Origin of the sequence: Nocardia brasiliensis IFM 10847, assembly GCF_000710915.1 — a bacterium.
In the GTDB taxonomy this organism is placed as follows: Bacteria; Actinomycetota; Actinomycetes; order Mycobacteriales; family Mycobacteriaceae; genus Nocardia; species Nocardia brasiliensis_A.
In genome coordinates this window covers 1-26,124 of the sequence record NZ_BAUA01000161.1, presented here as the reverse complement: position 1 = coordinate 26,124, position 26,124 = coordinate 1, and the positions used below count along the sequence as shown (strand labels likewise).

General features: G+C 68.6%; 24 protein-coding genes and 1 pseudogene. 12 read left to right on the top strand and 13 right to left on the bottom strand.

All coding sequences use genetic code 11. From position 1 onward, the window contains the following. Positions 1 to 5: 5 nt before the first annotated feature. From NBRGI_RS31240 to NBRGI_RS31230, 3 genes are read left to right on the top strand one after another with little or no spacing between them, the layout of a single operon-like run. On the top strand, positions 6 to 935 hold the full coding sequence (locus tag NBRGI_RS31240) for an ABC transporter ATP-binding protein (protein ID WP_029900777.1): 930 nt from the start codon (positions 6 to 8) through the stop codon (positions 933 to 935). Continuing rightward, complete coding sequence (locus NBRGI_RS31235) at positions 932 to 1,783, top strand: ABC transporter permease (protein ID WP_029900776.1); 852 nt, start codon at positions 932 to 934, stop codon at positions 1,781 to 1,783. The genes NBRGI_RS31240 and NBRGI_RS31235 overlap by 4 nt, the downstream gene beginning before the upstream one ends. Next, positions 1,773 to 2,009, top strand: a complete 237-nt coding sequence (locus NBRGI_RS31230; protein WP_029900775.1) for a helix-turn-helix transcriptional regulator — start codon at positions 1,773 to 1,775, stop codon at positions 2,007 to 2,009. Before NBRGI_RS31235 ends, NBRGI_RS31230 begins: the two co-directional genes overlap by 11 nt. Positions 2,010 to 2,082: 73 nt before the next feature. Here NBRGI_RS31230 and NBRGI_RS31225 read toward each other — a convergent pair whose 3' ends face one another. Continuing rightward, the gene (locus tag NBRGI_RS31225) at positions 2,083 to 2,964 is read right to left on the bottom strand and encodes an NAD(P)-dependent oxidoreductase (RefSeq protein ID WP_029900774.1); all 882 of its coding nucleotides are present in this window, start codon (positions 2,962 to 2,964) and stop codon (positions 2,083 to 2,085) included. Positions 2,965 to 3,107: 143 nt separating this feature from the next. Here NBRGI_RS31225 and NBRGI_RS31220 point away from each other — a divergent pair, with 143 nt between their 5' ends. Then, positions 3,108 to 3,458: a winged helix-turn-helix transcriptional regulator gene (locus NBRGI_RS31220; protein WP_029900773.1), complete on the top strand. Its 351-nt coding sequence runs from the start codon at positions 3,108 to 3,110 to the stop codon at positions 3,456 to 3,458. Between the two features lie 75 nt (positions 3,459 to 3,533). On the opposite strand, the gene NBRGI_RS31215 is transcribed toward NBRGI_RS31220, so the two are convergent. Further along, entirely contained in the window at positions 3,534 to 4,655 is a 1,122-nt protein-coding gene (locus tag NBRGI_RS31215) for a glycerate kinase (RefSeq protein ID WP_029900772.1), read from the bottom strand. Between the two features lie 182 nt (positions 4,656 to 4,837). On the opposite strand from NBRGI_RS31215, the gene NBRGI_RS31210 reads away from it, so the two are divergent. Then, entirely contained in the window at positions 4,838 to 5,284 is a 447-nt protein-coding gene (locus NBRGI_RS31210; RefSeq protein WP_029900771.1) for a nitroreductase/quinone reductase family protein, read from the top strand. 37 nt (positions 5,285 to 5,321) lie between these two features. Here NBRGI_RS31210 and aroQ read toward each other — a convergent pair whose 3' ends face one another. Beyond that, positions 5,322 to 5,762, bottom strand: coding sequence for a type II 3-dehydroquinate dehydratase (gene aroQ / locus NBRGI_RS31205; RefSeq protein WP_014988972.1), 441 nt, complete (start codon positions 5,760 to 5,762; stop codon positions 5,322 to 5,324). Between the two features lie 17 nt (positions 5,763 to 5,779). Further along, positions 5,780 to 6,391, bottom strand: coding sequence for a hypothetical protein (locus NBRGI_RS31200; RefSeq protein ID WP_029900770.1), 612 nt, complete (start codon positions 6,389 to 6,391; stop codon positions 5,780 to 5,782). Positions 6,392 to 6,799: 408 nt separating this feature from the next. Here NBRGI_RS31200 and NBRGI_RS31195 point away from each other — a divergent pair, with 408 nt between their 5' ends. Next, positions 6,800 to 8,476 (top strand): NTF2-like N-terminal transpeptidase domain-containing protein, encoded by a 1,677-nt coding sequence (locus NBRGI_RS31195; protein WP_235211158.1) that lies wholly within the window; start codon positions 6,800 to 6,802, stop codon positions 8,474 to 8,476. 9 nt (positions 8,477 to 8,485) lie between these two features. On the opposite strand, the gene NBRGI_RS31190 is transcribed toward NBRGI_RS31195, so the two are convergent. From NBRGI_RS31190 to NBRGI_RS31180, 3 genes are all read right to left on the bottom strand, one after another. Then, positions 8,486 to 8,866, bottom strand: coding sequence for a DUF3054 domain-containing protein (locus NBRGI_RS31190; RefSeq protein WP_029900768.1), 381 nt, complete (start codon positions 8,864 to 8,866; stop codon positions 8,486 to 8,488). Between the two features lie 65 nt (positions 8,867 to 8,931). Continuing rightward, entirely contained in the window at positions 8,932 to 10,020 is a 1,089-nt protein-coding gene (locus NBRGI_RS31185; protein ID WP_029900767.1) for a lysylphosphatidylglycerol synthase transmembrane domain-containing protein, read from the bottom strand. Positions 10,021 to 10,074: 54 nt separating this feature from the next. After that, positions 10,075 to 11,610, bottom strand: a complete 1,536-nt coding sequence (locus NBRGI_RS31180; protein WP_051728179.1) for an adenylate/guanylate cyclase domain-containing protein — start codon at positions 11,608 to 11,610, stop codon at positions 10,075 to 10,077. A 209-nt stretch (positions 11,611 to 11,819) separates the two neighbouring features. Here NBRGI_RS31180 and NBRGI_RS31175 point away from each other — a divergent pair, with 209 nt between their 5' ends. From NBRGI_RS31175 to NBRGI_RS31160, 4 genes are all read left to right on the top strand, one after another. Next, positions 11,820 to 13,031 (top strand): AI-2E family transporter, encoded by a 1,212-nt coding sequence (locus NBRGI_RS31175; RefSeq protein ID WP_370627874.1) that lies wholly within the window; start codon positions 11,820 to 11,822, stop codon positions 13,029 to 13,031. Then, the gene (macS, locus tag NBRGI_RS31170; protein ID WP_029900764.1) at positions 13,012 to 14,193 is read left to right on the top strand and encodes a MacS family sensor histidine kinase; all 1,182 of its coding nucleotides are present in this window, start codon (positions 13,012 to 13,014) and stop codon (positions 14,191 to 14,193) included. Before NBRGI_RS31175 ends, macS begins: the two co-directional genes overlap by 20 nt. Continuing rightward, positions 14,190 to 14,858: a response regulator gene (locus NBRGI_RS31165; protein ID WP_029900763.1), complete on the top strand. Its 669-nt coding sequence runs from the start codon at positions 14,190 to 14,192 to the stop codon at positions 14,856 to 14,858. Before macS ends, NBRGI_RS31165 begins: the two co-directional genes overlap by 4 nt. An 81-nt stretch (positions 14,859 to 14,939) precedes the next feature. Then, a complete protein-coding gene (locus NBRGI_RS31160) occupies positions 14,940 to 15,641 on the top strand; it encodes a DUF1707 SHOCT-like domain-containing protein (protein ID WP_014988963.1) in 702 nt (233 codons plus the stop codon). 20 nt (positions 15,642 to 15,661) lie between these two features. Here NBRGI_RS31160 and NBRGI_RS31155 read toward each other — a convergent pair whose 3' ends face one another. Next, entirely contained in the window at positions 15,662 to 16,852 is a 1,191-nt protein-coding gene (locus NBRGI_RS31155; RefSeq protein ID WP_029900761.1) for a helix-turn-helix domain-containing protein, read from the bottom strand. A 147-nt stretch (positions 16,853 to 16,999) separates the two neighbouring features. On the opposite strand from NBRGI_RS31155, the gene NBRGI_RS31150 reads away from it, so the two are divergent. Further along, positions 17,000 to 17,464 (top strand): hypothetical protein, encoded by a 465-nt coding sequence (locus NBRGI_RS31150; RefSeq protein WP_029900760.1) that lies wholly within the window; start codon positions 17,000 to 17,002, stop codon positions 17,462 to 17,464. Between the two features lie 68 nt (positions 17,465 to 17,532). Here NBRGI_RS31150 and NBRGI_RS31145 read toward each other — a convergent pair whose 3' ends face one another. Then, positions 17,533 to 18,567, bottom strand: a complete 1,035-nt coding sequence (locus NBRGI_RS31145) for an isopenicillin N synthase family dioxygenase (RefSeq protein WP_051728171.1) — start codon at positions 18,565 to 18,567, stop codon at positions 17,533 to 17,535. Between the two features lie 878 nt (positions 18,568 to 19,445). On the opposite strand from NBRGI_RS31145, the gene NBRGI_RS31140 reads away from it, so the two are divergent. Then, complete coding sequence (locus NBRGI_RS31140; RefSeq protein WP_029900758.1) at positions 19,446 to 21,173, top strand: DUF2339 domain-containing protein; 1,728 nt, start codon at positions 19,446 to 19,448, stop codon at positions 21,171 to 21,173. A gap of 62 nt (positions 21,174 to 21,235) precedes the next feature. Here NBRGI_RS31140 and NBRGI_RS31135 read toward each other — a convergent pair whose 3' ends face one another. The 4 genes and pseudogenes from NBRGI_RS31135 to NBRGI_RS44450 all read right to left on the bottom strand — a co-directional run. Further along, positions 21,236 to 24,283, bottom strand: a complete 3,048-nt coding sequence (locus NBRGI_RS31135; RefSeq protein ID WP_029900757.1) for an MMPL family transporter — start codon at positions 24,281 to 24,283, stop codon at positions 21,236 to 21,238. Next, complete coding sequence (locus NBRGI_RS31130; RefSeq protein ID WP_029900756.1) at positions 24,284 to 25,012, bottom strand: NYN domain-containing protein; 729 nt, start codon at positions 25,010 to 25,012, stop codon at positions 24,284 to 24,286. It lies immediately after the preceding gene. After that, positions 25,012 to 25,863, bottom strand: coding sequence for a tRNA (guanosine(46)-N7)-methyltransferase TrmB (gene trmB, locus NBRGI_RS31125; protein WP_029900755.1), 852 nt, complete (start codon positions 25,861 to 25,863; stop codon positions 25,012 to 25,014). The genes NBRGI_RS31130 and trmB overlap by 1 nt, the downstream gene beginning before the upstream one ends. A 59-nt stretch (positions 25,864 to 25,922) precedes the next feature. After that, positions 25,923 to 26,124, bottom strand: a pseudogene (locus NBRGI_RS44450) (lipase family protein); the annotation flags it as partial.

Sequence of the window (26,124 nt, the reverse complement as noted above, 5' to 3'; positions counted from 1 at the left end):
GAATTATGACAGTGGGTCAGGACGTCGTCCTCGACGTCGAAAAGCTGCGGATGCGTTACGGCTCGACCGACGTGCTGCACGACGTGACCTTTCGGGCCCGGCACGGCGAAGTGCTCGTGCTGCTCGGCCCGAACGGTGCGGGCAAGACCACCACGATCGAGATCCTCGAGGGCTTCCGGATGCGGTCGGCGGGCCGGGTCGAGATCCTCGGCGTCGATCCGGCGCACGGCGACGAGACGTGGCGCGCCCGCGTCGGCGTCGTCCTGCAGTCGTGGCGCGATCACGGCAAGTGGCGCGTGCGTGAACTGCTCGACTATCAAGGCTCCTTTTACGCGCCCTATGGCACGGACCGCATCCGAAGGCCGTGGGACACCGACGAACTCATCGAAGCCGTCGGTCTCACGCATCGAGCGAACCATCGGCTGCGCGATCTGTCCGGTGGCCAGCGGCGCCGGATGGACGTGGCGATCGGCATCGTCGGGCGGCCCGAGGTGCTGTTCCTGGACGAGCCCACCGCCGGTTTCGATCCGGAGGCCAGGCGCGAATTCCACGACCTGGTGCACCGGCTCGCCGACGACCAGCAGACCACCATCCTGCTCACCACACACGACCTCGATGAGGCCGAGAAACTCGCCGACCGGATCATGATCCTGGCCGGCGGGCGGATCATCGCCGACGGCTCGGCCGACGAACTGTCGCGACGGGTCTCCGGCCAGGCCGAGATCAGCTGGACCAACGACGGGCAGCGGTTCGTGCACTCGACCGCCGAATCGACCGAGTTCGTGCACGAACTCTTCCAGCAGTACGGCAGCGCGATCGGCGATCTGGAGGTCCGGCGCGCCTCGCTGGAGGAGACGTACATGACGCTGGTGCGCCGGTACGAAGCCGGCGAACTCGAGTCCGACGTGCACACCCTCGAGGAGGTAGGACGATGAACCCGCTGCTGCCCGCGGTCCGGCAGGGCTTGATCCGTGGCCGGATCGAACTGCGCCAAGGGCTCACCAACGGGCAGGACCTGTTCGGGCTGCTGTTCTGGCCGGTGGCGATGCTGGTCGTGCTGTTCTTCATGCGCAACGCGTCGTTCGAGTCGAGCGGACTGCTGCTCGGCTCGCTCGCGCTGCCCAGCGTGATCGGCATGCTGGTCGCGATCAACGGGATGATCGGGATGGGTCAGCAACTGGCCATGGATCGCGAGGACGGCACGTTGTTGCGCGCCAAGGCGACCCCCAATGGCATGGTCGGCTACCTGCTGGGCAAAATCGTCCAGGTGTCCGGTTGGGTTGTCATTCCTGGTGCCCTCGTCCTGATCCCCGGGATGTTCCTGGTCGACGGCTTGGCGCTGAACACCGTCGGGGCGTGGCTGACGCTGATCGGGGTGATGGTGCTCGGGCTGCTCGCCACCCTGCCGATCGGCGCGATCTTCGGGTCCATGTTCGACAACCCGCGCAACTTCTCGTTGATGACCTTTCCGGTCATGGGAGTGATCGCGGTGTCCGGCATCTTCTACCCGATCACGTCGCTGCCGGGCTGGGTGCAGGGGCTCGCACAGGCGTTCCCGGTGTACTGGCTCGGGCTGGGGATGCGTTCGGCGATGTTGCCCGGCGAGGCGGTCGCGATCGAGCTCGGGCAGTCCTGGCGGCACCTGGAAACCGTTGCCGTGCTCGGTGTCTGGGCCGTGGTCGGCTTGGTGGTCGCACCGTTCGTGCTACGCCGGATGGCCCGGCGGGAATCCGGTTCGAGCGTGGCCGAGCGCCGCGAGAAAGCGATACAGCGTGCCTACTGAGGTCATCTACAACCGCATCGCGATGCTGCGCGCCGAGCGTGGCATCTCGCGGCGTGAGTTGGCGGAGGCGCTCGGCGTGCACTACCAGACGATCGGTTACCTGGAACGCGGCGAGTACAGCCCCAGCCTGCATCTCGCCCTGCGGATCGCGGCCTATTTCGAGGTGGCGGTGGAAATCGTCTTCTCCACCAATCCCTTTCCCCGCCTGGGCACCGAAACGGCCTGAGCGCGGGGCACTTTCGTGGCGCAGTCGGGGATGACCGCCGCCCGGTGGGCGGCGGTCATCGGTCCCGGTCGGCTCACGCGTCGGCGCCACGCATCAGGGCGTAGGTGGAGACGGCCGCACCCTTCTCCTCGCTGGCCGCAACGGCCTTGCGCCAGTAGGCCTGTGCGGTGTGCGAGAACGTCGCGTCGACGCCGACCTCTTCGCTGGCATCGATGATGTGCTGCGCGCCCGCGTCCATCATCTTCAGGCTCGCCAGCGTGGCCCAGCCGCCGTTCTGGTTGGCGACCGAGAACTCCTCCATGAAGTAGGGGTACGCGGCCGCGGAACGCACGGCGAACGGGATGAACTGCGCGATGCTGTTGCCGGACCGCTCGATCATCGCGGTCGCCTGGTCGAAGGCGAGCAGCCACGGGTGGAAGATGGTCAGCAACGCCTGGTAGAAGACCTGCGACAGACCGTCGTCCGGGCCGAGGTACTCCTGCGGGCTCAACGGGCGCAGCAGTTCGGCGTGCGCGTCGAAGACTTCGCGGGGACCGCTGTAGAAGATGTACGACGCCGGGTGGGCGATGTTGTCACCCGCCGACATCACCCCGCCGGCCAGGAATTCGGCACCGTGCGAGCGGACCCACTCGGCGCCCTTGCGCGCCTTCTCCGGGGAGTCCGAGGACAGGTTGACGATCACCTTGCCGGCCAGCTGAGCTGTCGCCTGCTCGAGCACGCTGTACATCGCGGCGTAGTGGGTGAGGCTCAGCACGGTCACCTCGTTGGCCGCCAGCGCCGCCGCGACCGTATCGGCCCGCTTGGCGCCGAGTTCGACCATCGCGTCGACCTTGTCGGTGCTGCGATTCCACACCGTCACCTCGACGCCGGCGTCGAGCAGGGCCCGGACCATGGACTGGCCCATCGGCCCGAGGCCCACGACGGAAACGGAACGGGGGGTGTTCTGCTCGGACATTGTGTGTCCCTTCGGTTCTCGATTCGGATGGTTCGGCGCCGAGATCCATAGTCGTTGTCGCAGGTAGAGTCGGGAAGACCGCACGTTCAGGTGTGGTTGCTTACCTCGAGGTTCGAAACGAGGTCAGAAGGAGTGCGGGGAACATGGGTAGTGACGCGGATCACGATGTGTGCGGCATGTCCGTGGCGATCGACGTCGTGGGCGGCAAGTGGAAACTGCACCTGATGTGGGCGCTCGGCGCCAGCCCGCAGCGCTTCGGCGAGATCCGCCGCCTGCTCACCGGCGTCAGCGAGAAGGTGCTCGCGGAGAATCTGCGCCAGCTCGAAGCCTCCGGTGTCGTGCACCGCGAGGTCTATCCCGAGGTCCCGCCCCGCGTCGAATATTCGCTCACTCCGCTCGGCCAGGAACTCGCCATCGCCTTGCGTCCGCTCGAAGAGTGGGGCGACAAGCACCGCACCGAGCTGCTCGGCAATCTGCTGGCTTCGGCGAGTTAGGGCGGGCCTGCGCGTGGCCCCGCGCAGTCGCGATGTGGCGTGGCTGTGATCGATGGTCGCGAAGCGGCGCACAGCTCAGAGGTGGCGGCGGGCGATCTGCATGCCGACCTGCTCCAGTAGCGCCGCGGCTGTGGCGATCGAGCGTTCCGGATCCGGTTCGAGATCGCTGAGCGCGTAGCAGTCGGCGAAGCCCGCCGCTCGAATCTCTGGCGCGGTGAGCGACGTTCGGCCGACGGCCGCGACAGCGGGGACGTGCAGCGAATTCGCGACCGCGCAGACCCCGATCGGCGCTTTGCCGTGCAGACTCTGCCGGTCCAGGGCGCCCTCGCCCGTGACGACCAGCGCCGCTGCCTCGAGAAGTGTTCGGAAATCGAGCAATTCGAGGATCACCTCGATGCCGCTGCGCACCCGTGCGCCGAGCACGGCCAGCGCCCCGAACCCGGTCCCGCCCGCGGCGCCCGCACCGGGGCAGTCCGCGAACTCCGGTCCCGCGAGCCGTGCCCAGTTGGCGAGCGCTGTCTCGAGTATGTCGAGATCCGTTGCGCCCGCGCCCTTCTGCGGCGCATAGACCGCGACCGCTCCTGCGGGTCCGAGCAGGGGATTGTCCACATCGGAGGCGACCGTAACGGTGACGGAACCGAGGCCGGGATGCAGACGCGACCGGTCGAATCGCGCCGCCTGTGCCAAAGCCGCTCCGCCGGGCGATAATTCGCGGCCCTCGGCGCTCAGGATGCGTCCGCCCAGCGCCTGCACCATGCCCGCGCCGCCGTCGGTCGAGGCGCTGCCGCCGAGTCCGAGCACGATATCGGTGACGCCGTGGTCCAGCGCGTGCGCGAGTACAACGCCTAGCCCATAGGTACTCGCGCCGAGTGGATCGGGTTGTCCCCCTGGAAGTTTCACCAATCCGACCACGGCGGCCAGTTCGATGACGGCGGTCGTGCCCTGCACCGCGTACGACGTTTCGGTCACGATGCCGGTCGGGCCGGGCGCGCGCAGCGCCACCCGCTGCCATCCCGCCGTCACGAAGGCGTCCACCGTGCCGTCGCCCCCGTCGGCGACCGGTACCCGCTCGACCGCCACCTCCGGTGCCACCCGTCCGATGCCGTCGGCCAGCGCCGCCGCCACCCGAGGCGCGGACAGCGACCCCTTGAACTTGTCCGGCGCGAGCACCACCCGGCGCGGGGCTTCCCGTGTCATCCCCACATTGTCCGGTGCCGACGACCACGGGGTTATCCACAGGGGCTGTCGACCGGCGTGCATCTGTAGATATCGGGGTCTACCTGCGGATAGGGAAATAGAGAGCAGTGCTCTTGTTTTCCGAATCGCCCCGTGGAACACTGATCGCAACAGAGAGCAGTGCTCACATAAGGAGTGAAGAAATGGACCTCGGCACCCGATACATCGGCCCGTCCGGCCTGGATCCGATCATGAACCGGATCGCGAACTGGCTGCCCCGGCTCGGCATCAGTGTGATGGGTTCGCGGCTGCTCGCGGTGCGTGGGCGCAAGAGCGGGGAGTGGCGGACCACGATGGTGAATCTGCTGGTGCGCGAGGACGGCGTGCGATTCCTGGTCGCCCCGCGCGGCCACACCCAGTGGGTGCGCAACCTGCGCGTCGCGGGCGGCGGTGAATTGCGGCTCGGCCGCAGGGTCGAGGCATTCACCGCGACCGAAATGGCCGACGCGGACAAGGTGCCGCTGCTGCGGCTCTACCTGCAGAAGTGGGGCTGGGAGGTGGGCAAGTTCTTCGAGGGCGTCACCAAGGACGCCACCGACGACGAACTCGCCGCCATCGCCCCGGGCTTTCCGGTTTTCCAGATCGCCTGACCCCGGCTCGACGGGACAACGGGCCCGAATCGCCGGATCAGGCGGAGCGGACCAGGAATTCGATGGCTGCCGCGTACCCCTGGATGCCCATTCCGGCGACCACCGCGGTGGCGATCGGCGAGATATAGGAGTGGTGCCGGAATTCCTCCCGCGCGTGCACGTTGCTGATGTGCACCTCGACGATCGGCACCTCCGGAATCACCAGCGCGTCCCGCAGTGCCACCGAGGTGTGGGTGAGTCCGCCGGGATTGATCACGATGGCCGATTCGACGCCACGCGCGCGATGGATGCGGTCGATCAGCGCGCCTTCGGAATTCGACTGGAACGCCGCGATCTCGCGGCCGTAGCGTTCGGCGGTCTGCCTGCAGAGTTCCACGACGTCGTCGAGCGTCGCCGACCCGTAAACCTCCGGCTGCCGGGTGCCGAGCATGTTCAGGTTCGGGCCGTTGAGGACCAGGATCGGACCAGGTGCGGACATGCCCGCAACACTAGTCCTTACAGACCCTGCGGCCCCTCCGCGCGCAGATCATCCACTTTGCGCATGGCGTCGCGCAGTTCCGCCAGCCACGATTCCGCGTGCTGCCCGGCCAGTTTCACCGTCCAGGCCAGCGCGTCGGCGCGCGAGCGCGCCACGCCCGCGTCGACCAGCGTGTCCAGCACCTTGCGCTCGGGCTGACGCAACCGCGTCATCACGGGCACGGCCAGGTGGGTGAACAGGAGGCGCTCCCCGTCGACCGATACGCCCCAGGCCACGCTGCGGCCGTAGCGGCGCTGCGCTTCGTCGGCGATCTGCATCCGGGCGGAGCGGGTGGATTCGCGGAATCGGGAGACGGCCCCCTCCTTGGTCGCCCGCGGAACTTCCTCGGTCGGCGCTTCGGTATCGCCTTCCGCGGGTGCGTCGATCGGGGTCTTCTCCGGCTGCGGGATCGGCAGTTCGCCGATGACGACGATCTCGTCCCGGTCGATCTCGATGACGGGCGGGCCGGCGAACCAGTCGGCGGGCAACCTGCCCGCGAACCAATCCGGTGCGTCCGCGGGATCCGGGAGGTCGGCCTGCTGCCAGCCGCCGGGTCGGCCGAAGCCTCGTCCCCGATGGTGCTGTCTCATGGGGAATCACCTACTTACTGTGTAGTGCTGCTTACGTTGATTACAAGATTACGTCGCAATTCGCGCGAATGGTTCCGCTCTGTGCGAACAGAGTTCGCCGCTGGTTCAGGCGGTGGTCCGGGCGACTGTTCTACGGTTCGTCCGGACCCCGTCTGGGTACCCATTGATCCGAAACGCCGAGTAAGTCAGTAAGCGCACGACTTTGCGGGAGCGCCCGGTACGGTAGCGGCGCCGGTTGTCGCCGTAGCACTGGACACCGATCATGATCGGACCCCCGAGATGGGAGATTTCGGGCACAATTGAGATGCTGAGCATGGGTAACGTCCTTGCGGCGGAGGCACCGCAGACAGGTCTTTTTCAGGTACGGTGGTCTTGTTACTGGAGTGACAAGAGTGAAGAGTGGGCGACATGGATGTGTGGGGATCCCGCCGCTTCCGCGTCCGGGGCGCTATGGCACTCGCGGGGGTGGCGGCGCTTGCGATCGCAATGGGATCGTGCGGGATACACGAGGGTAAGAACGAGGCCGAGGCGGTCGTCGAGCGTTTCACCGAACTGCTCGACAAACAGGACTACACCCGCGCCTCGGAACTCACGTCGTATCCCACCGCAGCTTCGGCAACCCTGAAGCAAATGTTTGCCGGCCTGCAGCCGGGCAAGGTGGATTATCGGAAGACCCAGTTCATCGGGCTCGACGCGGAATCGGCCATCTTCAGCATGGATGCCGACTGGAACTTCGGCGACCGCAAAAACTGGAACTACAGCCTGCAGGGCAACGTGCGCAAGCTCGCGATCGGCTGGCGCATCTCGTGGGATCCGGCGATCGTCATGCCCCAGCTCGACCACAACCGCACCGTGCGCCTGGTGCGCACCCAGCCCACCCCCGCGCCCAAGGTCAACGACATCGCGGGCCAGCCGCTGATGACCGAGCAGCCGATCAACGTGATCAAGCTCGACCCGGCGAAGATGCCCGACCCGGTCGGCTCGACCAACGCGCTGGCCAAGGCGATCGAGCCGGTCGCCCCGCTGATCACCGGGCCCTCGCTGATGCAGCAGGTGGCCACCTCGCAGGGTAAGCCGGTGGTCGCGGTGAACCTGCGGGAATCCGATTTCGAACTGCTGCAGCCGGATATGGCGCCCATCCCCGGCGTCGTGATGGAAAAGCAGCAGCGGCTCATCTCCGCCGACCGCCGCGTCTGGTCGCCCATGCTGGACGCGCTGCGCAAGGTGCAGCAGGAGAGCCAGGATCAGCATTCCGGCTGGGGCGTGCAGGTATTCGAGCAGGACGGCCGGTTCGTCACGCAGCTGGCCGGCGAGCAGGGCCCGCCCGGCCCGGATATCGCGGGCACCATGGACCAGCGTTTGCAGCGCGCCGCCGAGGACGCGGTGGTCAGCGCGCCGACGCCCGCCTCGATCGTCGCGATCCAGCCCTCCAGCGGTGCGGTGGTCGCGGTCGCGCAGAACACCCAGGCCAGCGAGCACGGGCCGGTGGCGTTCACCGGGCTGTACCCGGTCGGCGGCAATATCGAGCTGTTCCGCGCCGTTGCCGCGCTCGCCAAAGGCAAGGCGCCGCAAGATGTTCCGGTGCCGGAGGCGGCCGAGTTCGCGCCCGCTCTCGGGGTCGGCGTCGATTTCAAGGTACCCGGCCTCGACGAGGTGACCGGGCGGCTCGCGGTCGCGGGACGCAGCGAGCAGGTGCGGCAGGGCGGCGGCTCGGACGCGGTGCTGGCCAGCCCGTTCGGCATGGCGATCGCCGCGGCGGCGATCGCGCGCGGCTCGGTGCCGCCGCCGCTCATCGAGGTCGCGCGGCCGAGCACCACCGACGCCCAGCTCGCGCCGCTGGCGCCCGAGATCACCGATCGGCTGCGCGCGATGCTGCGGGACGCGACCAACGCCCCCGAGTTCGCGAGCCTGCGGATGTACCGCGACGTCACCGGCTTCGCGGCGACCGCGGGACGCGACGGCTGGCTCATCGCGAACATGGGTGACCTGGCCTTCGCGGTGCACATCAACGACGTGGACAGCGGCGACGCGACCGCGCGGATGGCGGTGCGGATGCTCCAGTCGCTGGCTGCCCCCGAGCCCTGAAACAGGCGGTCAGTTCAACGCTTTGATGGCCGCGCGCCAGCCGAGCAGGAACAGCGCCAGCACCACAGCGGCGACCAGCACGAAGCTGAACGCGGTGCCCTGACCGCTGACCACACGCAGCAGCATGCCGCCGCCCAGCGTGCCGAGCCACACCAGAATTCCGGTGGGCCACAGCGCCGTTCCATCGAAGCGGGCGATCCGCCCGGCATCGCCGAACAGCCTGCTCGCCGCGGCGACCGCGACCAGCCAGCCCAGGGCCAGGCCGATCGCGAACGGCCAGAGCGTGCGCAGCAGGCCGGCGAGTACCGCTTCGTCGTGACTGCGCCTGCCGATCGCGCAGAACAAGATCACCAGCAGCGCATCGACGACCAACGGCACCAGTTTCTTCACGCGGGCCAGCGTAGTGGGCGCGGCCGCGCCGAATGTGAAGCACCTGCGGCACTGCGTGTTCGCGCTCAGAACCGGCGCTGAGAGAATTCCTTCTCGTATTCGGCGTCGTCGTCCTGCGGGGTGCGGAACAGGAAGAGGAACACGATCCAGCCGACGATCGCCACCAGGATGAAGCTCACCAGCCGGTAGACGAACGCGGCGGCCACCGCCTGCGCCGCGGGCAGCCCGGCCGCCGCGGTGAGGCCGTAGATGAGGGTCGCGTCGACATAGACGATGCCGCCGGGGGCGAACGGGATCGAGCCGACGGCCTTACCGATGGCGAAGGCGAGCAGCAATCCGGCCAGCCGCGGGTCGGCTCCGACGGCGTAGCAGGCGGCGCCGAGGCAGGCCACGTCCGCGAAGCGGTGCAGCAGCGCCCACAGGGTCACCAGCGCCCCGTCGCGTTTGCCGAGCTGCACCGACTCCAATTGCGCCAGCACGTCGCCGACCTTGCTCGCGCCCTGGTCGGCGGGGCGTCTGCGGAGCCGGTTCCCCAGCCCCAGTCCCCGGCGCAGCAGGGCCTCCAGCGAGCCGGGGTTGTTCGAGACATAGTTGCCGCCCCACACCAGGGCGATCACCGCGGCGACCGACAGGACCAGCTTGAACGGCCCGATGCTGCCGCCGGACAGGAACGTGCCGCTCACCCCGAGCAGCGCTAGTCCGACCGCGGCCACCACGCCGGAGAACACCAGCTGCCAGGACGCCACGATCGGGCTGGCGCCGAAACGGCGGGTCTGCCGGTAGGTGAAGGCGGTGGAAAACACCTGCCCCGCGGGCAAAGTGACGGACATGGCGGTGGCGCCGTAGACCACCGCGACGGATTTACGCTGGCTCACTTCGACGCCGCCCGCGTTCAGCAGTTGTTTCTGCACGCGGCCGAATCCGCTCATCGACAATGCCTGCAACCAAATACACGCGGCGACCCAGCCCCAATGTATGTCGCTGAGTTTTTGCCATGATTCGTGCAGCCGGGGCCACAGATAGATGCCTTCGGCGATCAACAATGCCAGCAGGGCAATGCCGCCGACCCATTTCAGCCACCAGAATTTGCCACGGCGGGTCTCGTCCGTGTGCGCCGGCGCAGGTTCTCCTGCCAGTTCCCCGTTGGCCGTCACTCGGTCAGCCTAACTCGGGAACGCTGGTGTTTCATCGGTCTACCGCGTGGTCGGCTAGGTGGCGACCTGCGTGTCGACCGCATGGCCCTGGACTTCCGATCCGGCCCGGGCGACATCGAAGTTTTCTTTCGGCCAGGCGAGCATGGTTTTTCGACGCCGGCCGCGCAGTTGTACTTCTTCGCCGGTTTCCCATTTGTCCTGCTCGCTTTCATCGGCGAAATACAGCGCGCTGCCCGAGGCCAAGGTGCGCCCCGGCTGATCTTTGGCGAGCTCGGTCAGCCGGGAGGCCTCGTTGACCGGATCGCCGATCACCGTGTATTCGAAACGATTTGCCGCGCCGATATTTCCGGCGACGGCCAGTCCGGCCGATACCCCGATCCCGATATCGAGGCCGGGCACCTCGCGCAGGACTTCGCGCAGTTCCCGGGCCGCGGCCAGCGCCGCGGTCGGCGCGTCCGGGCGGTCCAGTGGCGCGCCGAAGATGGCCAGCGCGGCATCGCCGACGAACTTGTTGACGAACCCGTTGTGCCGGTCGATCACATCGACCACGATCCGGAAGAATTCGTTGAGCAGGCTCACCACCTCGGTGGGCGGTCGCTCGGCGGCGGTCGCGGTGGAGCCGACCATATCGACGAACAGCACCGCCACGAACCGGGTCTCGCCGCCGAGCTCGGTGCCGTAGTCGAGCGCGCGCTGCGCCACCTCCTCGCCGACGTGCTGGCCGAACAGCTCTTGCAACTGGCGGCGTTTGGCCGCCTCCTCCATCATCCGGTTGAAGCCCACCTGCAGCAGGCCGATCTCGCTGCCGTCGAAGACCTCGACCTGTACGTCGCGCGCGCCCTCCTGCACCCGGTCGATGGCCTGGCTGAGCTGGCGTACCGGATCGGAGATGCTGGAGCCGGTGAGCATCGAGAGCGCGAGCGCCTGCAGGATGACCACACCGCAGAGCAGCAGGATGGAGATCGCCAGCGATTGGGCGGAGAATTTCACGTCCGAGGAGATCTGCGTGATACACAGCAGCACGATGGCGATGGTGGGAGCGAAGGTGCCCATGCCCCAGGTCATGGCCATCCGGGTGCCGACGCCAGGGGTCAGGGTGTGATCGAAGGTGCCCGCGGTCAGCGCCTCGGCGGCGACGGGGCGCAGGATCCGCTCGCCGAGCATGTAGGTGAAACCGAACACGATGGTGGCGGCCATACATTCGGTGACGATCACCGCGCCCGCCAGCTTGGGCTCTTCGGAAATGATCAGAGCCGCCAGGATCGCGCCGCCGATCAGCCACAGCGCCAGATGCAGGATCGCCTGGCGCAGCGGCGCGTGCAGCGCGGCCATCTGTTCCTGCCTGCTCGGTGGTCCGCCGCGCATCTGCCAGCGCATCACCGGGCGCAGCATCAGCGCGGACGCGGCCGCGCTGAGCACGCCGCCGGTGATGAACACCAGACCGGGAATCACCAGGCCGGTATGCCTGGCACCGCTCTGCGCGTCTTCGGGGACCGGGAGGCCGTACTGGATGAACGCCCACACCAGCACCGCGCCGAAGGCGTTGGCCAGCAGCATCGATGCCAGGTACAGCGGCCAGCGCGTTCGCATGGTCTGTTTGACCGCTTCCAAGGGCGCTGACACAACCAACAATCTAGCGTTTCGATCATGCGTCCACCGCTGCGGCGCGGTTGGGCCGGTGGGCTCGGCCCCGGTTCGGTCCGGCCCCGCCCCGGTTCGACGCGGGACTTTGCCCTGTTGCGCCCGTTAAGCTCGGCGAGGTGACCGACCCCAAGCCGAACACGAAGCGGAAAGCCTCCCTGACGCGGCCTGCCGCTGACTCCGTGCATCCGATCGTCCGGGTGTCGGCGGAGTGGGGTTGGCGGCTGCTGATCCTCTTCGCGGTCGCGCTGGCGCTGGTCGCGGTCATCCAGAAACTGGCGACGGTGGTGATTCCGCTGGCCATCGCCCTGCTCGCGGCCGCCCTGCTCGCGCCGCTGGTGGATTGGCTGCAGCGGCTGGGGGTGCCGCGCTCGGTCGGCGTGTTCGTCGCGCTGGTCGGTTCGCTCGGGCTGGTCGCGGGCATCATGACCTTCGTCGTGGAACAGTTCATCGCGGGCGTGCCGCAGCTGTCCGACGAATTCACCAACAGCATCCACAAGATTCAGGATTGGCTGATCACCGGTCCGCCGCATATGAGCAACGATCAGATTCGCAATGCCGGCGATCAGATCGTCAAGACCATCCAGTCCAACCAGGACCGGCTCACCAGCGGGGCGCTGACCACCGCGACGGTCATCTTCGAACTGCTCACCGGCATCTTCCTGACGCTGTTCATCCTTATCTTCTTCCTCTACGGCGGCGATCAGATCTGGCAGTTCGTCACCCGGATCGTGCCCACCCCGCAGCGGGAGCGGGTGCGCACCGCCGGTCAGCTCGGCTTCGGCACGCTGGTCGGGTTCGTACGCGCCACCGTGGCCGTGGCCGCGGTGGACGCCATCGGCATCGGCGCCGGGCTCGGCATACTCGGTGTGCCGCTGGCGCTTCCGCTGGCGTCACTGGTGTTCATCGGCGCGTTCATCCCGATCATCGGCGCCTTCGTCGCCGGTTTCGTCGCGGTGTTCATCGCACTGGTGACCAAGGGGCTGATCACCTCGTTGATCGTGCTCGGCATCATCATCGCGGTGATGCAGCTGGAAGGCCATGTGCTGCAACCGCTGCTGCTCGGCCGGGCGGTGAGCATCCATCCGCTGGCGGTGGTGCTGGCGATCACGGCGGGCGTGGTGCTCGGCGGGATCGCGGGCGGTCTGCTCGCGGTGCCGTTCGTCGCGGTGATGAACACGGCCATCCGCTCGCTGCTCGCGGATACCCCGGAAGAACTGTTCGAGGACCTGCAAACCGGGGAGGTCGAACCCGACGAGCCGGACCCGGACCGCTTCGACGTGGCGGCGACCCTGACCAAGGCCGCGGACGAGACACCCGAGGCTCGGTCCGCAGAGCCGGGATCCGGTGATGGCGCGCCGCGGGGCTGAGCCACGCTCGTCCGACGTGGCCACCACGCCGCTGTGGCGGGCGGTGCAGGCGCTGCGGTTGGTGACCCTGCTGTACGCGGTCGGTCAGCAGGTCGCCTCGGTGCCCTACTACCAGAATCAGCGGTTGAGCTGGGTGCTCATCGCGCTGATGGCGGTCTGGTCGGGTGCGTCGGCGATCATGCTGTCGCAGTGGCAGTTTCCCGAGGTGCACCGGCTGCGCGGCTGGGTGGTGCTCGGCGACCACGTCGTCGTGATCGCGCTGATGGCCGCGACCCGCCTGGTCGCCGACTACGACTGGTATCACGGGCATCAGACGCTGCCGACCACGCTCTGGGCCGCCAACGCGGTGATCGGGGCGGCGATCCTGCGCGGGCCGATCGCGGGCGTGCTGTCCGGCGCGCTGATCGCCTCGGCGGCGCTGACCGTGCGCGACCAGTGGGGACAGGACGTGTGGACCGATGCGACGGTGCCGGTGCTGGTCTCGGTCGGCCTGGCCCTCGGCCTGGCGGCGAACACCGCGCGCCGCTCGCAGGACCAGCTCGAACGCGCCGTCCGGCTGACCGCCGCCGCCGAAGAGCGCGAACGACTTTCGCGTGAGGTGCACGACGGCGTGCTGCAGGTGCTCAGCTATATCAAGCGGCGCGGTACCGAGATCGGCGGTGCCACCGCGGAACTGGCGCAGCGGGCCGGGGAACAGGAAGTGGCGCTGCGGGTCCTGATCAGCGAACAGGCTGATCGAGGCGATTCCGGCGGTGCCGAGGTCGACCTGCGACCGCTGCTCACCGTGCACGCGAAGCCGGCCGTGTTCGTCTCCACTCCCGGCGATCCGGTGCTGATCGGGCGGTGGGCGGCGGGCGAGATCGCGGCTGCCGTCGCCAACGCGCTGTCCAATGCCGAACTGCATGCCGGACCGGACGCGAAAACGTATGTGCTGCTGGAAGACACCGGCGACGAACTGGTGATCTCGGTGCGCGACGACGGCGTCGGCATCGCACCCGGTCGGCTCGCCGAAGCGGAAGCCGAAGGGCGACTGGGCGTTTCCCGGTCGATTGTCGGACGGATCGCCGCCCTGGGCGGTACCGCCGATCTGCTCACCGAAATCGACGGCGGCGTCGGCTTCGGCACCGAATGGGAATTCCGGGTACCGAGGAGCGGACTATGACCGACAGTGCTGGCACCGAAGCGATTTCGGTGATGGTGGTGGACGATCACCCGATGTGGCGCGACGGGGTGTCGCGCGACCTCACCGAGGCCGGGTTCGAGGTGGTCGCCACCGCGGACGGCGTGGGCAGTGCCACCAGGCGGGCTGCGGCGGTGCGACCCGCGGTGGTGCTGATGGACATGCAGCTGACCGACGGGAACGGCGCGCAGGCGACCGCCGAGGTGCTGCGCGTCTCGCCGCAGAGCCGGGTGCTCGTGCTCTCCGCCTCGGCCGAACGCGACGACGTGCTCGACGCGATCAAGGCCGGGGCCTCGGGGTATCTGGTGAAGAGCGCGTCGGTGGCGGAGCTGATCGAGGCGGTGCGCGCGACCGCGGCCGGGCAGCCGGTGTTCACCCCCGGTCTCGCCGGGCTGGTGCTCGGCGAATATCGGCGGATGGCGACGGCACCCGCCGCGCCCGACGAGCCGCACCGTCCCGCGCTGACCGAACGCGAGACCGAGGTGCTGCGCATGGTGGCGAAGGGGTTGTCCGCCAAGCAGATCGCGTCCCGGCTCAACCTGAGTCATCGCACCGTGGAGAACCACGTGCAGGCCACGCTGCGCAAGCTGCAGCTGGCCAATCGGGTGGAATTGACCCGCTATGCGATCGAGCAGGGACTGGAGTAGTCCGGCGGAGGTACGAAACCCCCTGCCGAATCCGGGATCGCCCTGATACGCCGGAGCCGGTGAATCGGTAATCTCGAAACCATGGGCGGACCCGAATCGACATCCCACGGCGTCGGCCCCGGTGACGCGATCGGTGACCGGGATCTACGCGTGTCCGACGCCGAGCGCGAGCACGTCGGGCAACTGCTGCAACGTGCCGTCGGGCTCGGCATGCTCTCGCTCGGCGAGTTCACCGAGCGGATGGACACCGCGCTCGCCGCGAAAACCCGCGGTGAGCTGAACGCCGTGCTCATCGACCTGCCGGGGGTCCGGCTGGTCGGTCAGCCCACCGCGCCGCCCTCCACCTTCGTCAACACCACGCCCTCGTTCGTGAAGCACCGCCCGGCGCCACCGCCGATCAGCCCGGTCACCGGCAACGGCAGCGTGATCCGCAGCAGGCTGTCCGGGGTGAACCGGCGCGGGCCGTGGCAGGTCGCGCCGACCCTGCACCTCAACAACTGGCTCTCCGGCGTCACCCTCGACTTCACCGAGGCGATCATGTCGACCCAGGTGGTCGAGGTGAACGTGGACGATTTCTGCAGTTCGCTCACCCTCATCGTGCCGCGCGAGGCCACCGTCGACCTCAACGAGGTGGATCTGATCGGCTCCAGCGTCAACAACAAGGTGCGCACCGGCCCGCCCATCGGACCGCTGCACGTCGTGGTCCGCGGGCGGATCCGCTTCGGTTCGCTCACCGCCAAGCACACCTTCATGGCGCACTGGCGTCGCATGATGGGCCACTGAGCAATTCGATCGGCGTCGGCTCAGGTATGCACGCCGATGCGACGGGCGAAGGCGCGCAACGGGACTCGGCGGTCGTGGTCGAGCAGCTCGGCCACGATGTGGCGGGGCAGCGACTGGTATTTGAGCCAGTCGGTGCCGCCCACCCGTTCCGCGGTGAGCAGGGCGCCGAGCGCGCGCTGATGCTGGCCGGTGCGGGTCAGGGCGACCGCGGTATCGGTGAGGTGGCGGGCGCGCGAGGACTGCGGCAGGCCGCCGTTGGCGGGCATCTCCCGCGCGGCGGCCAGCGCCTCCGGATAACGCTCGGACGAGACCTGCACATCGACCGTCTGCATGACGATTTGCGCTGGGCCGAAATAGGTTTCGTAGTCCGTGCGGTCACTGCCGATCCGCTGCGCGACCTCGTGTGCGGCCTGGACCAGCGCCAGCGCTTCGGGCACGGCCTGGGCCCGGCCCGCGGCGGTCGCGCCCTGCAGCACCAGCGAACCGTAGGCGGACAGATGTGCGAGCGGGACATCACCTGTCGGCTCCAGCTCAGCCGCCGCGTGCAGCGCGACACCCCGGGACTCCGCGTAGCGGCCCTGCACCAGCAGTTGCCAGGCGACCGAGCCGCGGATGGTGCCGAGTAGCAGCGGGTCCTCGCCCGCGGCCGCCGCCACCAGCGCCTGCCGGATCGCCAGGAACGCCGGATCGGTCTGTCCGAGGTGCACGAGCGTGCAGCCGGTCACCCAATACATCCGCGCCAGTAGCTCGTTCGCGACCGAGACCGAGCCGTTGCGCGCGGCGTGCACGGTCGCGCGCAGCTGGGTGATCCCGGTCGGCAGCACCGAGGTGAGCAGCTCGTAGCGGCCGGCCCAGTACGCGCCCCATGCGTAATCGACCGCGCGCCGCCCGTCCTCGAGGCTGACCGAGTCCTGCTCCTCGGTCACCCCGAGCAGGTCGTCGACCGGGGTCAAGGCGCGGCGGATCGCGACGATGCCGGAATCCGGGTCGCCGGACGGCACCCCCGCGCGCTTGCCGATGAGGTCGGCGATGTCCACATCCAGTGCGCGCGCGAGCTTTTGCAGGCTGGCGATGGACGCGGTCTGCCTGCCGCCCTGCTCGAGTTTGCGCACCAGGTCGACGCTGACCCCGGCCTGATCCGCCAGCTGGCGCTGAGTGAGCGCCCGGCCGCGGAACATGCGGATGCGGACGCCGATCGACGAATCGTCCATGGACCCAATTCCTTTGTTAAATCTGGGTTTCAGGGTACGACGCTAAGTCACAGTGTTCGGCCGAAGTGGGACATTACGTACGACTCGTTTGTCGGCGCGTGGATTATCGTTGCCTTTCTGCAACTTTCATAGCAAAGGGCGGCGGCAATGAACATCGTGCCGAACACCGAGCGTTGTCATTCAACCCACGAGATCGCGCAGCGGCTGCGCCATTTGTACGGGCTGCCGGTGCAACTACTCGGCGGACGACCGATGGTGACCACCGGCTCGGTCCTCGGCGCCGTCGCGATGCCGCCGGAGCTGGGGCGCACCGTGCTCGCCGCGCTCGAGCGCACCTACGCGGCGCCCGTGATCGCCGATCCCGGCGAACACACCTGGATCTTTCTCGTCGCACCGCCGAGCCCGGCCCGTCCCGTCGAAGTGCCGGTGCGCCGATACCTGGCCGACCACCAGGTCACCGTGCTGCCCGGTGGGCACCACATCATGGTGCCCACCGGTGATAGCGCGCGCGGCTGGCATTGGGCAGGCGAACCGGCACCCGGTGTGCTCCGGATGCCGCCGCGCGCCGCGGTGCTCGAGGCCGTTCAGCGGGTGACCATCCGCCACTCCTGACCGTCTGCCCGAGACCGGCCCCCGTAGCCACAGATCCGCACCGGGGTCGGCTGACGCAGGCAAGGGTCCTAGTCGGCCGCGCGATAGTGCTGCGGGTCGGCCGCGAACGTCTTCTGCATCTTCCGTGAGATCCATTGCCCGGCAGTGTCGGCACCGAACCGCTGCGGCGCGTCCCGGTCGGCGAAGGCGCCGATCGGATCAATCGACGCGTCGTGGTCGGGGAGATAGAAGAACGGGATCGACAGGCGCGAGAACATCGTCCCCTGCGGCGGGTTGACCACCCGGTGCAGGGTGGAGACCCAGCGGTTCGCCGTCCACAGGGCCATCAGATCGCCGATGTTGACGATGAAGCCGCCGGGCACAGCCGGGACGTCCTGCCATTCGCCGTCACCGTGGCGCACCTGAAGCCCGCCGACGGCGGTGTCTTGATAGAGGATCGTGAGACTGCCCCAATCGGTGTGCGCGCCCCGGCGCAACTGTCCGGGCAGCGGCGCTGCGCGTTGCGGGAAGTAGTAGTTGACGGCCACCGACGAGACGTGGCGAGCGAAGATGTCGTCGAAGAAATTTTCCGGCAATTCCAGTGCCAGAGCGAACAATCGCATGAGATCGGCCGCCAAACCAGTGAGGGCCGCCATGTATTCATGCCAGGTGTCCGCGAAATTCGCGGGCACGGCGGGCCAGATATTGGCCAATTTCCAGGACGCCCAATAGTCGCCGAGACCCGCGCGTTCCTCCTCGCTCAAATCACCCGTCACATGCGCCGAGAAGACTTCGCACAGGTCCGGTGGTGACTGCTGGTCCAGGCTGTGCGCGGTCGCACCCGCCAGCCGCCGGAAGCCGGACACCCCGGGCCGATGCGCGACCGAATCCTTCAGCGCATCGGGCAGCTCGAAGAACTCCCTGTTCGTCGCGCACATCCGTGCCACGAGCTCCGCCGGAACCCCATGCCCCACGATGGTGAAGAATCCCGAACTCGCACAGGCTTGTCCGATCGCCCGCGCGATGTCCCCACGTCTGTCGGCGCTGTGCCGGTCCGACAGATCGATCACCGGTACGAACCCCGCCGACACCGTAACCCCGTCGCCCGCCGTCGTCTCACTCAATGTTGTTGTCCTTCCTCGATTTACGAGCAGACACCGAGTATTCGAGCCAGTCCCCTACGAAGTCGCCGCCTAGCCGAGTCGCCGCGCTTTTCCGCTCGTCTCGGACATCACCACACGAAAAACTTCCACCCGGCAGCCGCCGGAACGCACAAATCCTGCACCCGACGCGGTGGGGTAAAGGTCGGTAGTCCCGGCAGGCGGGTTCGGGTCGGGTAGATCTCGGGTGGTCAGCAGGGGTTACTACTCATGTTTCGGGGGCGGGTGGGGGTCAGCATGGGTGCATGACCACATCTATCGATCCGGCGCTGATCTCGCGCCTTTCGGGGGAATTCGCTGCGTTGGGGACGCAGATGGGTGTGCTCGGGCGGGACCTGGAGCTGTTGCGTACTCAGGTAGTGACAGGTTCTGCTGGGGCGCAGGGGGTTTCAGACCCCGAACGGGACTCGCCCGCGGCGGCTGCCGCAACTGCGACCGCGCCGGAAGCGGGCCGGGTACCGCCCGCGTCGGCAGCGACTCCGGGTGCGGTGCCGGCTGCCTGGCCGGGGCAGGTTCCCGGCGCTGCGGCGACGGCACATGGACAGGACTTCGCGGCAGGTCGAGCTCCTGGCGTAGCGGCCGGTACGACTGCGCATGGCGCGGATACGTCGGCGGTGTCTACTGCCGCAGCGGGCGCGACACCCGGCGCGGCGGTGGGTCCGGCACCGGATCGGGTTCCGGGAGCTGGTTCGGCGCATCCGAGCACGGCTTCCGCCTCAGCTGCCGGTGCGCCGGGTCTGGGTGCCCAGGCGGGCGCCGCCGCGGTCGCGCCGACGGCAGCGCAGCTGCCGAATGTTCCGGCGAGGCCTGAAGGGGCTTGGGCGGCAGCAGGTTCCGGGGCGATGCCGCCGCCGTACGGGCCGATGTACGGTCCGCAGGGTGGGGCAGGTTGGGGTGGGCGTCCGCCGATGCCGGTGCGCGGGATGCCCGGTCCGGGGATGCGGCCGCCGGTGCCGCCGCGGGCCGGGCCGCCGGTGCCGCATACGCCGTGGTGGCAGCGGGACGGGTTGATCAGCAAGCTGCTGGCGGTGGCGGGGGTGGGCGTCACGTTGATCGGCGTGGTGATGCTGCTGGTGCTGGCCGCGCAGGCCGGGTTCTTCGGCCCGGTGCCCAGAGTGGTTGCGGGCGCGGCGTTCTCGGCCGCGCTGGTGGCGGCGGGCATGCGGGTGTTCGATCGGCCGGGTGGCCGGGTCGGCGGTATCGCGTTGGCGGCCACCGGTATCGCGGGCGCGTACCTCGATGTCGTCGCGGTGACCGCGATCTATCACTGGCTGCACCCGGTGCTCGGGTTCGCGGTGGCACTCGGCGTCGCCGCCATCGGGGTGGCATTGGCGATGCGGTGGCAGTCGCAGCCGCTGGCGGTCCTGGTGGTACTCGGCGCCGCGGTGCTGTCACCCGTGTTGACCACCGAACTGGTGCTGCTCGCCTTCTTGATCGTGTTGCAGCTGGCCTGCCTGCCGGTGCAGATGCTGCGGGACTGGCCGTATCTGCACGTGGTGCGGACGCTGCCCGCGGCGCTGGCCACGTTCGTCGCCGTCGCCGGTGCGTTGCTCGACACGTCCGACGATCGGCTGCGCCTGCTGGTCGTGGCGGTGGCGGTGGCGGCGGTCGGGCTGGCCGGGACCATCCTGGTGGTCCGGCGGCGGCCGACCGATATCACCGCCTCGCTGACGCTCGCCATCGCGACCGTCCCGCTGCTGACCGCGCCGGGGATGTACAAGTTCGATCGTCCGATCGCGACGCTGATCGCCGCGGTCTGCGCGACGGTGCTGCTCCTCGTTGCGGCCACCGCCCGGGTGCCGAAAAACGCGGCGCTGGTGCAGATTCCGGGTCACACCGCAACGGTCGCGGCGATCGCCGGATCGATCGCACTACTGGAGGTCTGCGTCGCCGTCACCGATGCCCGCACCTTGCCGATCGCGTGGTTCCTGGTGGCACTGGGCTTCCTCGGTGTGGCCGGACAGCGCCGCTGTGGTGTCGCGGCCGGTCTCGGCGCCGCCTTCGCGGCGCTGGGCGCCCTCGCGTTCCTGAACATCGCGAGCCCGGAAATTCTTGCCGCGCAGCATCGCTCGGAGCAGAGCCTGAACTTCGCGACGGCGCTCGCCGCGGTGCTCTTGATGGCCGTCGTGGCGGTGGGGGTGTGGTGCGCGCGCACCGTACCGGCCCTGCGGAACACCGCCGAGTTGCAGTGGATCGTGGCCGGTATCGCGGGACTGTATTCGGTGACCGCCGCGGCGGTGTCGATCGCCGTCGCGACCGGCGCGGACGACGGCTTCGTGATCGGGCACAGCGCGGCGACGATCCTGTGGATGGCGGGCGCGACCGCGTCCCTGTTCTACGGGCTGCGCAACCTCGGAAAAGCTTCCGCCGTAGCGAAACTCGCTCTCGGTTCCGGTCTGCTGGTCACCGTCGCCGCACTGGCCAAGCTGTTCCTGTTCGACCTGGCTACTTTGGACGGTTTGGTGCGGGTGGCGGCCTTCCTCGTGGTGGGCGTCCTGCTCCTGGTCGTCGGCACCAGGTACGCACGGGCCTTCGCGGAGGCCGCGGCCACGCCGCCGTCGGCGGACTGACCGGCCGAAAAGAACCGCCCCCGCACCGAGATACGGCGCGGGGGCGGTTCTTTCGGGTGTCGCTATTCGGTGTCGCGGCGGCGCAACAGTTCGTTCACGCTGACGGTGCGGCCGTCGCCACCGGAATGACGGCCCTCCTCGGCTTTGCCGGGCGCCTTACCGCCGCGCCGTGAGGAGCGCAGTTCGGCCATCCAGTTCTCGATGCTGTTGCGGTTCGGATCGTCGGGTTCGGCCGCGACCTCCGGCGCTCCGTGCTGGGCCGACCGATCGGCCGAATCATCCGGTGTCGCATTGCGATCGACGAACCTGGGCAGCGGCATGGACGGCCGCGGGTCCGCGCCGGCGAAGGGTGCTACGGACGGCGTGGGCTGCGTCGGCTCGAATTTCGCCTCGGGACGCCGGGCGCCCTCCGGGGTCGCGGCCGGTGGCTCGAAGGGGGCCGGGGCGGGCGGCTCGAAGGTGTTCGCCGCGGGGGACTCGAACGCCGAGAACGGGGCGCCGGCGGACGTTTCCGTCCGGGGCGCCGGTGGCGGCGTGGGCCGGGGGCCGGTGGGGTCGTGCGGGATGGACGAAAACGGGCGTGCCGCAGCCGAATCCGGTCTGCTCGTGGTCGGCGGGCTGACCCGCGGCGTGATCGGTTCCGGCGGGGTCGCCGCATATCCGGTCGGGCGCGGCATGTTCGGGTCCGACAGGAAACCGGCGGGCGGGATCGGCCGCTGCCGCGTCGGGTCGAGCGGCGGCGGCGCGGGCGAGGCCTGCGGCGGCTTCGGGGCGACGGGCTTGATCTTGTCGAGGTGCTTGGTCGGCGCCTCGGCCTCGATCTCCTCCACCGTGCGCGGTCTGCGCGGCTTGCGCGGCTTGTTGGGGTCGGCCACGGCGGGGATCTGCATGGTGACCGGGTCGGTGATCGGTGTGGTCTTCACCAGGTCGACGACCTCGCCGCCGCCGGGCCGCTCGTCGTCGAGGATGGGCTCGCCGAGCCCGATCTTCTGCTGGATCTTCTTCATCCAGGCCGGCGCCCACCAGCAGTCGTCGCCGAGCAGCTTCATGGTGGCGGGTACCAGCAGCATGCGCAGAATGGTGGCGTCGATGAAGAGCGCGGCGATCATGCCGTACGCGAGGTACTGCATCATCACCAGGTCGGAGAACGCGAACGCGCCGGTGACCACGAGCAGGATCAGGGCGGCCGCGGTGATGATCCGCCCGGTCTGTGCGGTACCGATGCGGACCGCCTCGGTAGTGGACGCGCCTTGGGTGCGCGCCTCGACCATGCGGGAGAGCAGGAAGACCTCGTAGTCGGTCGAGAGGCCGTAGATCACCGCGATGATCAGCACGAGCACCGGCGACATGATCGGCTGCGGCGTGAAGTTCAGCAGCCGCGCGCCGTGCCCGTCGACGAATATCCAGGTCAGGATGCCGAGCGTGGAACCGAGACCGAGCGCGCTCATCAACGCGGCCTTGATCGGCAGCACCAGGGAGCCGAAGGTCAGGAACATCAGCAGCGTGGTGACGAACAGCACCAACGCGATCATCAGCGGCATGCGATCGAGCAGCGCGTCGATGCTGTCCTTCTGGATGACCGGCTGCCCGCCGACGTACATGGTCACGCCGTCGGGCACGTTGATCGAGCGCAGGTACTCGATCGTCGGGTCGGCGTTCTCCGAGTCGGCGAGCGTCGCGCTGGTGCGGTAGACGTTCGGATCGGTGTTGGAACGCGACGGCACCTCGAAGGTGCCCGCGAGCCCGGGGGCCTGCTTGGCTTCGGCCCACGCCTTGCCGACCTCGTTGCTGTTGTCCGAGACGAACACCAGCTGGATCGGGTCGGACTTGCGCAGCGGGAAGATCGAGTCGAATTTCGCCTGCGCGAGCCGGGTCGAGTTGTCCGGCGGCAGGTACCGCTCGTTGATGCCGCCGAAGGCGAGGTTCTTCACCGGGATGATCAGCAGGAGCAGCAGGATGCAGATCGGGATGGCGATCTTGAGCGGATGCCGCATCACCCAGCGGGTGCACTTGCCCCAGAAGCCGTTCTCTACTTCCTCGGCGGTCTTGGTCTTGCGGAACCGCTTGAGCCCCAACGCGTCCACCCGCGGCCCGAGGACGCCGAGCATCGCGGGCAGGATGGTGATGGAGGTCAGCGCGGCGAGCGAGACCGTCGCGATGGAGCCGTAGGCGATCGACTTGAGGAAGCCCTGCGGGAACAGCAGCATGCCGCCGAGGCTGGCGATGATCATTGTCGCGGAGAACACGACGGTGCGGCCCGCGGTCATCACCGACCGGCGGACCGCGGCGGAGGTGCTGTAGCCCTCGGCTAGTTCCTCGCGGAACCGGCTCACGATGAACAGGCCGTAGTCGATCGCCAGGCCCAGGCCGATCATCGAAACGACCGGCGCGACGAACGAATTCACCTCGGTGAACCTGGTGATGAACAGTACGATGCCCTGCGCGCCGATCACGGTCAGACCACCGACGATCAGCGGCAGCCCGGCCGCGATCAAGCCGCCGAAGATGAAGAACAGCAGTACCGCGACCGCGGGGATGGCCAGGATCTCCATCCGGTGCTGGTCTTCGGCCATGGTGTCGTTCAGCGTGCCCGCGACCGCCTGCAGCCCCGCGACCTGCACCGTGACGCCCGGAACGTCGAAGACGTTCTTGACCTTGCGGAAGTTGTTCAACATCTCGGTGTCGTTGTCGCCCTTGATGGCCAACGACGCGAACGTGTACTTCTTGTCCTTCGAACCGAAGGTGAGCGGGGAGGCGGGGCCGGTCTCGGTCTGCCAGTAGGCGCCGTTGACCTTGGTGATCTCCGGGTACTTCTTCGGCAGGCTGTTCAGGCTGTCGAGCACCTTCGCCTTGAACTCGGGATCATCGATCGTCTTGCCCTCGGGCGCGGTGTACAGCACGATCACGTCGCTGGTGTGATCGCGGCCGAACGCCGCATCGGCGATCTTGGCGCCCTGGGAGGATTCCGACGTCGGGTCGTCCCACCCGCTGGAGCTGAGGTGGCTGCCCAGACCGAGGCCGTACCCGCCCAGCGCCAACAGCGCGGCCGCGACGACACCGACCACGCCGAAGCGCAGTTTGTAGACCAGATCGCCCCAGCGTGTGAACACTTAAGCGACTCCTTGCGCGGGGCGAGAGGTGAGCAGCGCCGACAGCGGCCGGAACGGCTGCAGCCAGGCGCCCTCGTCGGGCAGCGAGTCGAGGCTGACCCTGGGCAGCGGTTCACGGAACACGCCCGGGATGTCCTCGAGATCGATGAACTCGAGGGTATCGGATGTGACGGCCCAACTCGCGTGCTCGCGGAACCCGAGTACCTGAACAGGGATTCCGGCGGCGGCGAGTTCCTCGAGCGGCTCCCGGAACGCCTGTCCGTCGGCCGAGGCGACCATGATGCCGGCCAATCCGGCACCGCGACTGCGCAGTTCGATGTGCGCCAGCATGTCCGCGTCGACGTCGGAGTCCTCGTCGATCTTCGGCTTCGCGAAGACGGCGTAGCCGACGTTGCGCAGCGCCTCCACCCACGGCCGCACCACGTCGGCGGTGCCGGGGGCGATATTGGTGAAGACGGTCGCTTCCGGTTCGACCCGGTGCACCGCGCCGACGGACAGTTCGGCGGTGCGCGCCAGCAGCCACCGGCCGAGCGCGTCGAACCGGGGCCGGTAGGCGGCGGTCGGCCGCCCACCGAGGATGGCTCCGAGACCCATGTCGAGGTTCGGGGCGTCCCACACCAGCAGGACCCGGCGCACGTCCGGCGTCGCGCCACCGAGACCCTCGGATCCGGTGCCCTGCACCTCCCCGGCAACTTCGACCACCTCGGGGGCCATCTCACTGACACTCATTATTCGATCTTCCCCCATATGAGCTCCGTGATGGCGCTACCCGCACGATGTGCCTTGCCTTCGAATTTCGTGACGGGCCTTTCGAAGCCGATCGGAGCGCTGTCCCGATGGTCCGCGCTGACCCCGCCCGCGCTCTCGTTCAAGCCTCTGAGCTGGGCTTCTTGCGCGCCGACCTCGGCAATATGTTCGGCGTAGCCGGCATGGTCGGTCGCGACATGCAACACACCGCCGGATTTCAATTTATTCGCGATCAACGTGAATGTGGCGGGCTGCAAGAGCCGGCGTTTGTGATGGCGGGCCTTCGGCCACGGGTCCGGAAAGAAAACGCGGACGCCCGTCAGCGACTCATCAGCAACCATGTTTTCCAGCACGTCCACGGCGTCGCCACGCAGCAGCCTGATGTTCGGGATCTGCTCGCGTTCGATCCGCTGCACCAGTTGCGCCAGGCCGGGCTGATAGACCTCGATCCCGATCAGGTTCAGGTGCGGCTCGGCCTGTGCCATGGCGGCGGTGGCGGTGCCGGTGCCACAACCGATTTCGATGACCAGGGGAGCTTCGCGGCCGAACCAGGCGGCGGCGTCGAGCGGTTCGTCGGCCACCTCGCGCCCGATCGTGGGCCACATGCGGTCCCACGATTGCTGCTGGGTCGCGGTCAGCGCGCCACGGCGCGACCGGAAACTGGTCACGCGTGGGTACAGGCGGGAGCCGGTGGTGCTCCGGGGGCCACGGTCCACGGGACGGCCGACGGCGGAGCCGACGGGGTGGGTGGGTTCAGTCGGGGCCGATCCTGTGGACGGCGGGCCCGGAACTGACTCGGCAGTATGGTTCGCGGCGTCGTTCACGGCGTCCATTGTCCAGCATCCGGCCAGTGGTGCGGCAATCGACTGCGCGCAAGCCGGCGAGCAGGAGGTCAGGCGGCGCGCGCGGGGGCGATCGGGGCCGCCGCCGCACTCTCCTGGCGCAGCGGGCGGCCGAGCGCGACCTTGGCCGCGGTCACCATCATCTCCAGCAGTCCGCGCGCCGCCGCCGGCGACGCGGCGACCGACCACACCGTGCTGTCGCCCTCGTCGCTCACCGGTTGCCCGGCCAGCCGGTCGGCGAGCCAGTCCAGG

Coding starts and splice junctions, on each gene's coding strand:
- NBRGI_RS31220 (WP_029900773.1), top strand. CDS start 3,108: ATGGGTAGTGACGCGGATCACGATGTGTGCGGCATGTCCGTGGCGATC.
- macS (WP_029900764.1), top strand. CDS start 13,012: ATGGCGCGCCGCGGGGCTGAGCCACGCTCGTCCGACGTGGCCACCACG.
- NBRGI_RS31150 (WP_029900760.1), top strand. CDS start 17,000: ATGAACATCGTGCCGAACACCGAGCGTTGTCATTCAACCCACGAGATC.
- NBRGI_RS31225 (WP_029900774.1), bottom strand. CDS start 2,964: ATGTCCGAGCAGAACACCCCCCGTTCCGTTTCCGTCGTGGGCCTCGGG.
- NBRGI_RS31195 (WP_235211158.1), top strand. CDS start 6,800: ATGGATGTGTGGGGATCCCGCCGCTTCCGCGTCCGGGGCGCTATGGCA.
- NBRGI_RS31200 (WP_029900770.1), bottom strand. CDS start 6,391: ATGAGACAGCACCATCGGGGACGAGGCTTCGGCCGACCCGGCGGCTGG.
- NBRGI_RS31215 (WP_029900772.1), bottom strand. CDS start 4,655: ATGACACGGGAAGCCCCGCGCCGGGTGGTGCTCGCGCCGGACAAGTTC.
- NBRGI_RS31165 (WP_029900763.1), top strand. CDS start 14,190: ATGACCGACAGTGCTGGCACCGAAGCGATTTCGGTGATGGTGGTGGAC.
- NBRGI_RS31240 (WP_029900777.1), top strand. CDS start 6: ATGACAGTGGGTCAGGACGTCGTCCTCGACGTCGAAAAGCTGCGGATG.
- trmB (WP_029900755.1), bottom strand. CDS start 25,863: ATGGACGCCGTGAACGACGCCGCGAACCATACTGCCGAGTCAGTTCCG.
- NBRGI_RS31180 (WP_051728179.1), bottom strand. CDS start 11,610: ATGCGAACGCGCTGGCCGCTGTACCTGGCATCGATGCTGCTGGCCAAC.
- NBRGI_RS31130 (WP_029900756.1), bottom strand. CDS start 25,012: ATGAGTGTCAGTGAGATGGCCCCCGAGGTGGTCGAAGTTGCCGGGGAG.
- NBRGI_RS31160 (WP_014988963.1), top strand. CDS start 14,940: ATGGGCGGACCCGAATCGACATCCCACGGCGTCGGCCCCGGTGACGCG.
- NBRGI_RS31155 (WP_029900761.1), bottom strand. CDS start 16,852: ATGGACGATTCGTCGATCGGCGTCCGCATCCGCATGTTCCGCGGCCGG.
- NBRGI_RS31140 (WP_029900758.1), top strand. CDS start 19,446: ATGCCGCCGCCGTACGGGCCGATGTACGGTCCGCAGGGTGGGGCAGGT.
- NBRGI_RS31210 (WP_029900771.1), top strand. CDS start 4,838: ATGGACCTCGGCACCCGATACATCGGCCCGTCCGGCCTGGATCCGATC.
- aroQ (WP_014988972.1), bottom strand. CDS start 5,762: ATGTCCGCACCTGGTCCGATCCTGGTCCTCAACGGCCCGAACCTGAAC.
- NBRGI_RS31235 (WP_029900776.1), top strand. CDS start 932: ATGAACCCGCTGCTGCCCGCGGTCCGGCAGGGCTTGATCCGTGGCCGG.